11 protein-coding genes are annotated in these 12,427 nt (G+C 64.7%); 8 read left to right on the top strand and 3 right to left on the bottom strand.

Features of this window, described 5'->3' with window-relative positions:
* The first annotated feature begins 8 nt into the window (after nt 1-8).
* The 3 genes from AAFN46_RS07520 to AAFN46_RS07510 all read left to right on the top strand — a co-directional run bounded on the left by AAFN46_RS07520 (nt 9) and on the right by AAFN46_RS07510 (nt 2,685).
* Entirely contained in the window at nt 9-758 is a 750-nt protein-coding gene (locus AAFN46_RS07520) for an electron transfer flavoprotein subunit beta/FixA family protein (protein ID WP_347808076.1), read from the top strand.
* Nucleotides 759-1,688 (top strand): FAD-binding protein, encoded by a 930-nt coding sequence (locus AAFN46_RS07515; protein WP_347808075.1) that lies wholly within the window; start codon nt 759-761, stop codon nt 1,686-1,688.
* 100 nt (nt 1,689-1,788) lie between these two features.
* Complete coding sequence (locus AAFN46_RS07510) at nt 1,789-2,685, top strand: hypothetical protein (RefSeq protein WP_347808074.1); 897 nt, start codon at nt 1,789-1,791, stop codon at nt 2,683-2,685.
* 44 nt (nt 2,686-2,729) lie between these two features.
* On the opposite strand, the gene AAFN46_RS07505 is transcribed toward AAFN46_RS07510, so the two are convergent.
* Nucleotides 2,730-4,091 (bottom strand): MFS transporter, encoded by a 1,362-nt coding sequence (locus tag AAFN46_RS07505; RefSeq protein ID WP_347808073.1) that lies wholly within the window; start codon nt 4,089-4,091, stop codon nt 2,730-2,732.
* A 127-nt stretch (nt 4,092-4,218) separates the two neighbouring features.
* The gene (locus tag AAFN46_RS07500) at nt 4,219-5,004 is read right to left on the bottom strand and encodes an IclR family transcriptional regulator (RefSeq protein WP_347808072.1); all 786 of its coding nucleotides are present in this window, start codon (nt 5,002-5,004) and stop codon (nt 4,219-4,221) included.
* A gap of 157 nt (nt 5,005-5,161) precedes the next feature.
* Here AAFN46_RS07500 and AAFN46_RS07495 point away from each other — a divergent pair, with 157 nt between their 5' ends.
* Nucleotides 5,162-6,781: an AMP-binding protein gene (locus AAFN46_RS07495; RefSeq protein WP_347808071.1), complete on the top strand. Its 1,620-nt coding sequence runs from the start codon at nt 5,162-5,164 to the stop codon at nt 6,779-6,781.
* Nucleotides 6,782-6,843: 62 nt separating this feature from the next.
* On the opposite strand, the gene AAFN46_RS07490 is transcribed toward AAFN46_RS07495, so the two are convergent.
* The gene (locus AAFN46_RS07490; protein WP_347808070.1) at nt 6,844-8,211 is read right to left on the bottom strand and encodes a hypothetical protein; all 1,368 of its coding nucleotides are present in this window, start codon (nt 8,209-8,211) and stop codon (nt 6,844-6,846) included.
* A gap of 113 nt (nt 8,212-8,324) precedes the next feature.
* On the opposite strand from AAFN46_RS07490, the gene AAFN46_RS07485 reads away from it, so the two are divergent.
* The 4 genes from AAFN46_RS07485 (at nt 8,325) to AAFN46_RS07470 (ending at nt 12,347) form a co-directional block, all read left to right on the top strand.
* Nucleotides 8,325-9,836, top strand: a complete 1,512-nt coding sequence (locus tag AAFN46_RS07485; RefSeq protein ID WP_347808069.1) for a 3-hydroxyacyl-CoA dehydrogenase — start codon at nt 8,325-8,327, stop codon at nt 9,834-9,836.
* 3 nt (nt 9,837-9,839) lie between these two features.
* Nucleotides 9,840-11,042, top strand: coding sequence for a 3-oxoadipyl-CoA thiolase (locus tag AAFN46_RS07480; protein WP_347808068.1), 1,203 nt, complete (start codon nt 9,840-9,842; stop codon nt 11,040-11,042).
* Between the two features lie 41 nt (nt 11,043-11,083).
* Entirely contained in the window at nt 11,084-11,653 is a 570-nt protein-coding gene (locus AAFN46_RS07475; RefSeq protein ID WP_347808067.1) for a TetR family transcriptional regulator, read from the top strand.
* A 295-nt stretch (nt 11,654-11,948) separates the two neighbouring features.
* Entirely contained in the window at nt 11,949-12,347 is a 399-nt protein-coding gene (locus AAFN46_RS07470) for a helicase (RefSeq protein ID WP_347808066.1), read from the top strand.
* Nucleotides 12,348-12,427: the final 80 nt, after the last annotated feature.

The following is a 12,427-nucleotide window of genomic DNA, read 5'->3' as shown; positions in this document are numbered from 1 at the left end:
AGTTGCCAATGAAAGTCCTCGTAGCCGTCAAACGAGTGGTCGACTACAACGTCAAGGTCCGCGTCAAAGCGGACAACTCCGGCGTCGACCTCGCCAACGTCAAGATGTCGATGAACCCCTTCTGCGAGATCGCCGTGGAAGAAGCCGTGCGCCTGAAGGAAAAGGGCGTGGCGAGCGAGATCGTTGTCGTCACCATCGGCCCGAACGCCGCTCAGGAGCAGCTGCGCACCGCACTGGCCCTGGGTGCCGACCGCGCCATCCTGGTCGAGACCGGCGAAGAGCTGAATTCCCTGGCCGTCGCCAAGCTGCTCAAGGCCGTGGTCGACAAGGAGCAGCCGCAGCTGGTCATCATGGGCAAGCAGGCCATCGACAGCGACAACAACCAGACCGGCCAGATGCTGGGCGCCCTGACCGGCTTCGCCCAGGGCACCTTCGCCTCCAAGGTCGAAGTGGCTGGCGACAAGGTCAATGTCACCCGTGAAATCGACGGCGGTCTGCAGACCGTTGCCCTGGCCCTGCCGGCGATCGTCACCACCGACCTGCGTCTGAACGAGCCGCGCTACGCTTCCCTGCCGAACATCATGAAGGCCAAGAAGAAGCCGCTGGACGTGGTCACCCCGGACGCCCTGGGCGTTTCCACCGCCTCCACCGTCAAGACCCTGAAAGTCGAAGCTCCGGCTGCCCGCAGCGCCGGCATCAAGGTCAAGTCCGTGGCCGAACTGGTCGAGAAACTGAAGAACGAGGCGAAGGTAATCTAAATGGCTATCCTGGTTATCGCTGAACACACCAATTCCGCCCTGGCCGCTGCCACTCTGAACACCGTGACCGCTGCCGCTAAGATCGGTGGCGACATCCACGTTCTGGTCGCAGGTAGCGCCTGTGGCGCCGCCGCCGAAGCCGCCGCCAAGGTCGCCGGCGTGTCCAAGGTCCTGGTCGCCGACAACGCCGCCTTCGCTCACCAGCTGCCGGAGAACGTCGCTCCGCTGATCGCCGAGCTGGGCAAGGGTTACAGCCACGTGCTGGCCCCGGCCACCACCAACGGCAAGAACTTCCTGCCGCGCGTCGCTGCCCTGCTGGACGTCGACCAGATCTCCGAGATCATCGCCGTCGAGAGCGCCGACACCTTCAAGCGTCCGATCTACGCCGGTAACGCCATCGCCACCGTGCAGTCCAGCGCGGCTGTGAAGGTGATCACCGTGCGTACCACCGGTTTCGACGCCGCTGCCGCCGAAGGCGGTTCCGCTGCCGTCGAGGCCGTTGGCGCTGGCGCCGATGCCGGCAAGTCGTCCTTCGTCGGCGAAGAGCTGGCCAAGTCCGACCGTCCGGAACTGACCGCTGCCAAGATCGTCGTATCCGGCGGCCGTGGTATGGGTAACGGCGACAACTTCAAGCACCTGTACGCCCTGGCCGACAAGCTGGGCGCCGCCGTCGGTGCCTCGCGTGCCGCCGTCGACGCCGGCTTCGTGCCGAACGACATGCAGGTCGGTCAGACCGGCAAGATCGTCGCGCCGCAGCTGTACATTGCGGTCGGCATCTCCGGTGCCATCCAGCATCTGGCCGGCATGAAGGACTCCAAGGTTATCGTCGCCATCAACAAGGACGAAGAGGCGCCGATCTTCCAGGTCGCCGACTACGGCCTGGTGGCCGACCTGTTCGAAGCCGTACCGGAGCTGGAAACGCTAATCTAAAAGTGGCGGCCCGCCTGGCGGGCCGCCTACAACAATCAGGATCGGCCCACGATCCGCCGATAGCCCCCAAAGCCAGGATTTCTGGCCTGTGGAGTCGTGTATGTCTGGCTATCCTTTGCTGCCCAAGATGCGTGCGGTTCTACTCTGCTTGGTTTGTCTCGGCTGTATGTCGGCCGTGGCGAGTGAGACTGTGGACTGGTACGTCTGGCCGATACCGGGTGTGGTTAACGTCGAACATGGCGAGCCAACGGATGGCCTGGCCATGGAAGTGCTTGCCCAGGTGCTGGAGCATTTGCCGATGTCGGCCCGCTTTCACTTGGGCAATCGCGCTCGTCTGCAGCAGGACATGGCCCAAGGCGTATCGCTCTGTTCCCTGCCGTTGCTGCCCGAGGCGCGCAGCGATGCCATCGGTTATTTCATCCCGTTGTTCGCCAGCACGCCGATTCAGGTGGTGGTACGTCAGAGTCAATTGGCCGAATTCCCAATAGCCCAGGGGCAATTGTCGCTGGCCGACTTACTGGCCGACCCGGCTCTGCGCGGCGGTCTGGCCAAGGCCAGAACCTATCCGGCCAAGTTGCAGCAGCAGATTGAGGAGGGCGTGCGACAGGGGCGCATTCAGCGCATTGCGACGGCCATGAGCGGCGACAATCTGCTGCTGATGCTGGCCCATGGTCGCTTCGACTTCGCTCTGGAGTACGCCAGCATCATTCAAGCGTTGCGTAGCCGTCAGAGCAGCGGCGAGCCACTGGTCAGCGTGCCCATCCGCGAGGATCGCGAACTATCGAGCATCGGTATCTACTGCACCCGTAATGCTTGGGGGCGGCAGTTGGCCCTGCAGTTGGATGCGGCCATACGGCAGGCCTTTGCCGATCCCGCCAGAGTGCTGGCGCTGCATGCGAAGTGGCTGCCGGCGGAGAGCTACCAGGTCTACCTCGGTGACTTCGAGGCGTTCTATCGTCAGCGTGCGCAACGGCCGCTGGAACTGCTGCCGGACTGAGGCTGCCGGCGCCTTCGGTACGGCAGCCTCGCGTGCAGTCTCGCTTAGCTGGCTCGCACTACGTCGGCATGCGACTGAGACGAGGCTGGGCGCCATTGCTGCAGCCGGTCCAGGCTGTCGCGATAGTGCTTCAGGCCAATCCCCAGCAGCAGCAAGGCGCCGATCAGGACGGTGCTGGTGACGATCAGCAGCGAGTAGCGCAAGGCCTGGTCGTCGCCGAAGACGAAGTCGGTGACGAGCGCCACGGCCGTGGGGCCGACCCCGAGGCCGATCAAGGTGATGATGAACAGGTAGATGGCCGATGCCTGGCCGCGCATGGAGTTGGGCATGATCTCCTGGATAGCCGCCGGGCCGACGCCGAAGGGCATGGCGATAAAGAACACATGCATGGCCATCAGCGCCATGGCCAGCGGACCGCTGCTGGCCAGGTACAGCAGGTTGAGCGGCAGGGTGCAGAGGGCCGCGATCATCGCCACGCGCAGCGGTGCGTCGCTATGGCCACGACGTTGCAGCAGGTCGGACAGGCGCCCGCCGACTATGATGCCCAGCGAGCCGAACACCGCCACCACCGAACCGTAGAGCATGCCCACCTCGCTGGCCGACCAGCCGTAGGTGCGGATAAAGAAGGTGGGAATCCAAGTGGCGCCACCGTAGGCGGCGAAGGCCAGGCAGGCGAAGCCGAAGTTGTGGCACAGCACGGTGCGGCGATTGAGCTTGAGGTAGCCGGCCACCTCGCTCAGCGGCACTTCGACGCCGGCGCCCACGCCCTTGCGCGAAGGCTCCTTGATCGCCAGCAGCACCAGGGTGAACAGCGCCCCGGCCGCCCCCAGCACCAGAAAGATCAACTGCCAGGGGCGCACTTCGCCGAGAACCGGCAGCATCACATCACCCTGGGCCGAGGCGAACTTGATCACCAGGCCGCCGAGCAGGAAGGCTAGGCCGGAGCCGATATAGATGCCCATGGAATACACGCTCATCGCCGTGGCACGCAGGCTAGGCGGGAAGCTGTCGGCGATCAGCGAATAGGCCGAGGGCGATAGCGCCGCCTCGCCGACGCCGACGCCGACGCCGACGCGGAAGGTGAGAAATTGCCAGAAGGTTTTCGCCGTGCCGCACAGGGCGGTCATCAGGCTCCAGAGCAGCACGCCGCCGGCGATCAGGCCACGGCGGCTCCTGCGGTCGGCCAGGCGCCCCAGGGGGATGCCGCACACCGTGTAGAACAGGGCGAAGGACAGCCCCATCAGCAGGCTCATCTGCGTGTCGTTGATTAGCAGGTCGCGACGAATCGGCTCGACCAGCAGGTTGAGGATCTGCCGGTCGATAAAGGACAGCACGTAGGCCAGCATCAGGATGGCGACCGTCAGCCAGGCGCGGGTGCTCGATGGGTAGCCGTTGTTGTTGTGCATGGAAAGGCTCCAAGGGAGAGCGGGTGTACCGCGGAGCCGCCACTTTCTCCTAGAAAGCCCAGTGCATCAATACAAAATGGCACTAAATTCCATTTTTTGTATTTATGATTTCGCTGTGCGGAATGTGTTAGGCGCCAAGGCTCTCGATATCCCGCGCCAGCATAGCCAGTTGCTGAGCCAGGCCGCCTTTCAGGGCCTGCTCGCTGAGCTGGAAGGAGGGGGCCCCGCAAGTCAGCACCATGATGTTGCCGTCGGCCAGGCGCAGCGGCACACCGGCGGCGATCACGTTGCGATCCCAGTCGCCCAGGGAGAAGCAGTAGCCGTGCTCCTCGTACTCATGGAAAGAGGCCTGCAGAGAAGCCAGCAGAGGCGGCCAATCGTCGCCGTGTTTGGTGGCCAGGGCATCGAGCAGGTGCCCGCGTTCCTGCTCCGGGGTCGCCGCCAGGTAGGCCCGGCCGGCTGCCGTGGTGGCCAGCGGCAGGCGTACGCCGGCGTCCATACGCAGGGTGGTCAGTTCCGCCGGCCGGCAGTTCTCCACATAGATCATCGACAGGCGGTCGCGGCAAGTCAGCCCCACCGTGGTGTTGGTGCGGCGGGCGAAGTCATCCATATAGGGCTTGGCCAACTGGCGGATGCGCAGGTTGGAGACATAGGCGTAGCCCAGGGCCAGTACCCCCGAATCCAGCTGGTACTTCTCCAGATGCGGCGCATAGCTGAGGTAGCCGAGCTTGGTCAGGGTGTAGGTCATGCGCGACACCGTGGGCTTGGGTAGCCCGGTGAGCCTGGCGATGTCCTGGTTGCCCAGCACCACCGAGCCGTGGGTGAAGGCGCGCAGCACGTCCAGGCCGCGGGCCAGGGCCTCGACGAACTTGCGGTCTTTGGCTTCGAGGTTGTCGTCAGTGTCTTCGCTCATGGGGTGTCCGGCTAGAGGTTGAGGCGTGCGCACCTTAGCAGATCATATCCATTCGGGCAGCGCATCGCGGAGTTGTAGAGATAAAGGTCTATCCAATTTCTGTTATTTTGGTATTTTATTCCGCAGAGCAAAACAATAATTCACAGAGGTGAGCGTCATGTCTACTCCTGCTCAGGGCTATGTGACCAAGGAACTGGCTTGCCAGGGCTGGCAGAACATCCACGACCTGCTCGACCGGGCCTGTGCCAGGCATCCGCAGCGGGTCGCCTTCTCCTGTGCCGAGCAGTGCCTGACCTACGCGCAGTTGCAGGCCCATGCCGATGCGTTCGCCCGCTACCTGCGCCATGCTCTTGGTTTGCAGCCGGGAGATCGTCTGGCACTGCAGCTGCCTAACGGCCTGCACTATCCAATCGTCACCTATGGCACGCTCAAGGCCGGCCTGGTGTTGGTCAATACCAATCCGCAGTACACCCCGCTGGAAACCGCGCACCAGCTGCGCGACTCCGGGGCCAGGGCCATCGTCGTGCTCGACCGCCTACTGCCGCAAATGCGCGCGCTGCAAGGCGAAACTGCCATCGAGCACCTCATTCTCTGCCGCGTGGACGAGCTGGATAATCCCGGCCACGACGGCGCCGAAGCCGATGCCCCGTGGTTGATGCAGGCGCTGCGTCTGGGCCGAGGACTGCCCGCGGTAGAAACCGTGGCTGGGCTGGAGCGCCTGGCGTTGTTGCAATACACCGGCGGCACTACCGGGGTCGCCAAGGGGGCGATGCTCAGCCACTACAACCTGCTGGCCAACGTGGCGCAGACCCTGGAGCTGTTTGATCGCCCCGGCCTGCTGGAGCCGGAAATCGACGCGCGCATCGCGCCGCTGCCGCTGTACCACATCATGGCCTTCGCCACCAACTGCCTCAGCGCGGTGGCCATGGGCCTGCACACCATACTGATCCGCGACGGGCGCAACTTGGACGAAATTATCGAAGCCATGCAGCGCCATCCTTTCAGCCTGCTGACCGGGATCAACACCCTGTTCGTCGGCCTGATGAGTCACCCCGGCTTCTCCTCGATCGATTTCTCCCGGCTGAAATGGGTCACCGCCGGTGGCGCACCGCTCAACCAGGAGGTGGTGCGGCGCTGGCTGGAGCTGACCGGCGCGCCGATCCGCGAAGGCTTCGGCCTGACCGAGACCTCGCCGATCGTGTCTACTTCCACCAGCGTCAGCCCCCATCGCGAGGGCTATATCGGCCTGCCACTGGTGGACACCGAGCTGCGCACTGTGGATGACCACGGCGCCGACTGCCCGCCCAACGAGCCGGGCGAGCTGTGGATACGTGGCCCGCAGGTGATGCGGGGCTACTGGCAGCGTCCCGAGGACAGCGCCCAGGTGCTCACCGATGACGGCTGGCTGAAGACCGGCGACGTCGCGGTGCTGGACGAGTCGGGTTTCCTCAAGATCGTCGACCGCAAGAAGGACATGATTCTGGTGTCCGGTTTCAACGTCTATCCCAACGAGATCGAGGACGCGGTGATGCGCCATCCCGGCGTGCGCGAGTGCGTGGCCGTGGGCGTGCCGGACGCGCGCAAGGGCGAGGCGGTCAAACTCTATGTCAGCCTCAAGGACGTCGGCCTCGATGCCGCCGCGCTGCTGGCCCACTGCCGCCTGTTCCTCACCGGCTACAAGGTGCCGAGCAGCATCGAGATCCTCGATGAGTTACCGAAAAGCGCGGTGGGCAAACTGCTGCGCCGCGAGTTGCGCGATCTCGCCCGCCGAGGGTAGAGCGCAGGGCGGACATGCCGGGGTTGCCAGCCATGGGCCAAATTGAGCGAGGCATGGCGTCACTACAACTGGGCCAAGCCCGGCAACAGCAGCAGGAACGGCAGCGCCATCAGCGCCAGTCGGCCGTTCCAGCCCAGGGACAGCTCGCGCGCGGAGATGCCGCTGAGGCGCTCCAGCAGCAGCGCCGAGGGGCCGAATGGCGATAGCAGCATGGCCAGGGCGAAGCCACTGACCAGCGCGATGGCCGGACCCAGCGGGGCGATACCGAGATGCGCCAGTTGCGCCAGCAGCGCGGCCAGCAGATTGAGACTGACGATGGGCGCGATGCCGAACAGGGCCAGGGCGGGGATGCCGAGCAGCAGGCCGATCTCCAGTGCATGCAGCAGCCAGGGGGCCTTCAGCAGCGGCGCGGCCAAGCCCTGCAAGGGGACAAGCTGGGCAACTAGGCCGCCGAGCAGTGCCGAACACCCGAAAATGAATACCTCGTTGCGCTGGCCGTCGAGGGTACGGGTCAGTTCTGCCTGCGCCTTGGCGACGGATGTCCAGTGCAGCAGGCAGCCGAGTACGCCGATGGGGATGGTCAGCATCGCCGCCTGACTCGGATTGAGCGGTGTGTACAGCGCCAGCAGGACAATTGCCGTGCAGCCGAGCAGCGCCCCCGCCAGCGGTTTGCCCCAGGCCACTCGTGCTGCGGGCCAGGGTAGTTCGGGCAGGGCGCGCAGGTTTCGGTGCTCGCCGCGCCAACTGAGTAGTAGCAGGAGCAGTGCGGTGATGGCGCCGAAGGGCAGCAGATCGATCCAGCCCAGATGGGGGATTTCCCGCCCGATGATCGCCATGGTCACGCTGGTGGGGGCCAGTAGCGGCACCAGGGCGAAGCCGCGCAGAGCGCAGCTGATCACGCCGCGCTGGGCGTTTCGGCGGGTCTCGGCTCCGACGCCGGGAGCATCCAGCTGTGGCCGGAGGGTGGCATAGAGCAGGTTGAGCATGCCGAAACTGAGTAACGCCCCCAGTGCCAGTGCGCCGCCCAGATAGCGCGGATAGAGCAGTGCTCGCGGACCATTGAGCAAGGCCCGATGCAGTTCGCCGAGTTGTGGCAGGCGGGCTATCAGGCACTGGATAAGCCCCAATGCGGCAACGAAGCTGGCGTAGTAGGCGAAGGTCGCCGCCAGCCCCCGTGTCGCTGCCAGGCTGGGCTGGTGCAGGCCCCACAGGCCGGCGACTGCCAGGGTTATCAGGCCCAGCCGGCGCGGGTAGGGCAACAGCGAGCGCCAGTGCGCCAGAAAGAACGCCCCGTAAAGGCCGGCGGACAGCATCGACGCCCAGTCCAGCCCGGTGGATAACGCCAGCAGTTCGCAGGCCAGGGCACTGAGCAGCAGCGAGACTGTGGCGGTCGAGCCGAAGGTGTGGGCTGAGGGTGGGGGGCTCGGCATATCTACCTGATTTATTCCGGTTGGCTCTTGTAAAGACGGCGACTTTTCTTAATTATTAAAACGTAGTTTTGCACAGTGAAACAAATGTCGCGTTTTATCGTTGCGAGGGGCGGATGATTTCTTCCATTGGGGTAATCGGTGCGGGTGCTATGGGGCGGGGTATTGCCCAGCTATTCGCCAGTGCCGGACGGCAGGTGCTGCTGTTCGATCAGAATACCGAGGTGCTGGAGCAGGCGCTGACCTTCAACCGTCAACTGCTCGAACGCAGTCAGGCCAAGGGGCGTCTGAGCGAAGACGAACTGCAGGCGGTTCTGTCTCGCATGCAACCGGTGTCCAGCTTGGACGAATTGGCCGATTGCGATCTGCTGATCGAGGCGGTGGTGGAGCGGCTCGAGGTCAAGCAGGCACTGTTCCTCGAGCTGGAGGACAAGGTGCCGGCTGACACGATCCTCGCCAGCAATACCTCGTCGCTCTCGGTGACCCGCATCGCCAGCGCCTGTCGGCACCCCGAGCGAGTGGCCGGCTTCCACTTCTTCAACCCGGTGCCGCTGATGAAGCTGGTCGAGGTGGTGCGCGGCGAACGCACCGATCCTCAGGTAATAGTGCGCTTGGTGGAACTGGCCGAGCAGGCCGGGCACTTCCCGGCCATCACCCCGGACACTCCCGGCTTTCTGGTCAACCATGCCGGGCGCGCCTATGCCACGGAAGCCCAGCGTCTGCTGGTTGAGGGTATTGCTACGCCGCAGCAGATCGACCGCATCCTGCGCGACGGCCCGGGCTTTCCCATGGGGCCCTTCGAGTTGGCGGACCTGACCGGTTTGGATATCTCCCATGCGGTGATGGAATCGATCTTCGAGCAGCACTACCAGGACCCGCGCTACAGCCCCTCCAACTTGGCTGCGCAGCGGGTGGCCGCGGGTCTATTCGGGCGCAAGAGTGGCGAGGGCTATTACCGCTACGAACAGGGGAAAGCCCTGCGCGAGATGGAAATCGCGGTCCCGCGGGTTGCGCTGGAACGACCGTTCTGGCTGGACTGCGCCGATCCGGCGTTGCGCGCTCGCCTGCGGCAGCTGTTGCAGGCTGCCGGCGTGCAGTTGGAAGAAGGGCACGAGCCTTCGGTCAGCGCCATCTGCCTGGTGACGCCGCTGGGCGAGGATGCCAGCAGCTGCATCCAGCGCCTGGGGCTGCCGGCGCAGAGCACCCTGGCTGTGGAGACCCTGTGCGATTTCGACAAGCGCCGGGTGCTAATGCGCCAACCTGCGCTCGATCCTGCTGTGCTGGCCCAAGCTCGCTGGGCGCTGGGCCACGATGGCGTGCCGGTAGAGGTGATCAACGATTCGCCTGGCTTCGTCACCCAACGGGTGATCGCCAGTGTCGTCAACCTGGGCTGCGAGATCGCTCAACGGCGCATCGCCGACCCTTACACCCTGGAGCGTGCCATTCCCTTGGCGCTTGGTTATCCACTCGGGCCGCTGGGCTTCGGCGAGCACTATGGCGCGGCGCGCATCCTGCGAATTCTGCAGAACATGCAGGGCTGCTACGGCAATGAACCGCGCTACCGCCCCAGCCCCTGGCTGCGCCGTCGTGTGCAACTGGGCTTACCCCTGACCACCGCCGAGGAATAGAAGATGCTTGATGCCTACATCTATGCCGGACTGCGCACCCCCTTCGGTCGCCATGGCGGTGCGCTGGCCAGTATCCGCCCGGATGATCTGGCCGCCGAGGTGATCCGCGCCCTACTGGCCCGCACCGGTATCGCAGGCGAACAGATCGAGGACGTGCTGCTGGGCAACACCAACCAGGCTGGCGAGGACAGCCGCAACCTGGCCCGGCATGCCGCGCTACTGGCCGGTTTGCCGCCCAGCGTGCCCGGGCAGACGGTCAACCGACTGTGTGCCAGCGGTCTGGCCGCGGTGGTGGATGCGGCGCGGGCGATCAGCTGCGGCGAGGGCGAACTGTATCTGGCCGGTGGGGTGGAAAGCATGTCGCGCGCGCCGCTGGTGCTGGCCAAGGCGGATAAGGCCTACAGCCGCGACTTCCAGATGTATGACAGCACCATCGGCGCACGCTTCCCCAATCCACGTCTGGTCGCCCAGTACGGCAACCACAGCATGCCCGAGACCGCCGATAACGTGGCCCGCGATTACGGCATCGATCGCGAGCAGGCCGATCTGTTTGCCGCTGCCTCCCAGGTCAAGTACGAGGCCGCGCGCCGGGATGGCTTCTTCGCCGGCGAGATTGTGCCGCTACAAGTGAGCACCGGACGCAAAACACCGCCGTGCCTGGTCGAACGGGACGAGCATCCGCGTCCGGACAGCAACCTGGAGGCCCTGGCCCGCCTGCAGCCGCTGTTTGAGGGCGGCGTGGTGACTGCGGGCAACGCCTCCGGAGTCAATGACGGCGCCGCCGCACTGCTGATCGGCAGCCTGCAGGTTGCCGAACTCTATGGCCTGCAACCCATGGTGAGGATTCTCTCGGCTGCGGCGGTAGGGGTCGAGCCGAGGGTCATGGGTATCGGCCCCGTGCAGGCGATCGTCAAGGCACTGGCGCGGGCCGGGCTTGAACTGGCGGACATGGACGTGATCGAGATCAACGAAGCCTTTGCCGCCCAGGTGCTGGGCTGTCTCAAAGGGTTGGGCCTGGCGCTGGACGACCCGCGGGTCAACCCCAATGGTGGTGCCATCGCCCTGGGCCACCCCTTGGGTGCATCCGGCGCGCGTCTGGCGTTGACCGCGGCGCGGGAGTTGCAGCGCCGCGGCGGGCGTTATGCCGTGGTCAGCCTGTGCATCGGTGTCGGCCAAGGGCTGGCCATGGTGATAGAGAGGGCTTGAGGATGGGAGAGCCGCAACTGCCCGGGCCCGGGGCGATATCCATGCCATCGGCTCAGGGCGAGGCGACCAGCGCACGCATTCGCCGTGCGGCTATGCATTTGATCGGGCAGCAAGGCTTCGCGGCAATGAGCATGCGCCAGCTGGCGGTGCGGGTCGGTGTTCAAGCTGGGAGTTTGTATCGCTATTTTCCCAGCAAGCACTGCCTGCTCTTCGAGCTGCTGTGCGAGCAGTATCACGACTTATTAACCGCCTGGCAGCATGCCCAACCCGTGGGCTCATCTGTTGAGCACACCTTGGGTGCTTTCGTGGAACACCATCTGACTTGGCATGAAGAGCGGCACCGGCAGGGGGCGCTTCTCGATCCGCTCGAAGTGCGCAGCTTGGCGGGACGGGACAGGGCTATGGTTCTGCAGCTGGCCCGACGCTACCACGAACAGCTTCAGCGGCTCATCGAGAGTGGGGTGCGTCAGGGGTGCTTTCGCTGCACTGACGTAGCCCTCGTTGGCGATGCCATTCTGACAATGCTTCAAGGCGCTTGTCGTGACGGTACGGAATACCTCGCCATCCGCCGTGCCGACTATCGCTTGCTGACGCTCAAGCTGCTGAGTTAATGGTGGTCTGTTCACATCGATGCGCGACCGAGCGCCCAGGTGGTTTGTCTGGTCCTATCCAGCGTCGTTGAAAGGATGAGTGGATCGTGAGCGACCAGGTCTAAACGCTCGTCAGCCGATACCTGATAGGTATCGGGAGCGTGCGCATGAGTTCAACGCACTTGTCACTGGCTTTATCGTGGGCGATGCAGGACTTGCGAAGTAGAAGCCCGCACGCGCCCGCCAGACGGGATGTAGTGCGCCGCGCCATCCGCTACAATGCGCCGCCGATTTCACCACCCCGAGGCCGCGCGTCATGAAATTCCGCTTTCTTCTCTGGATGCTGGGCCGCCTGATGGCCAAGGCCAGCCGCACCAATGCCGAGTTCCGGCAGCAGCTGGAGGGCAAGGAGCTGGTCTTCCAGCTGCACACTCTGGACGGCAAGCTGGCCCGCCACTACCGCATCCGGGGTCAACGTGTCAGCAGCCATGCCGGGGAGGCCGCCGAGCCGGCCTTCGCCATTGGCTTCAAGGACGCCGCCTACGGCTTCGCCACCATGAACGCCAAGAACAAGCAGCTGGCCTTCATGCAGGGCATCCAGAACAAGGACATCCAGATCCAGGGCAACCCGGCGCTGGTGATCTGGTTCCAGGGCCTGCTCAAGCATGTGGTGGCGAAGAAGAAAAACAAGACCGAGCCCAAGAAGGCGGCCTGAGTCGCAGTCCCGCTCTGGTTCGCCTGGGGCTTGTTGCGCCGTGGCGCCGGCTGCCCCTAGGCTGGGCCTTTTCCCCGGAA

This window comes from Pseudomonas sp. CAU 1711 (assembly GCF_039888625.1).
Classification (GTDB): Bacteria; Pseudomonadota; Gammaproteobacteria; order Pseudomonadales; family Pseudomonadaceae; genus Aquipseudomonas.
The sequence above is the reverse complement of the archived record's forward strand: the minus strand, read 5'-3'. Positions and strand labels throughout refer to the sequence as shown.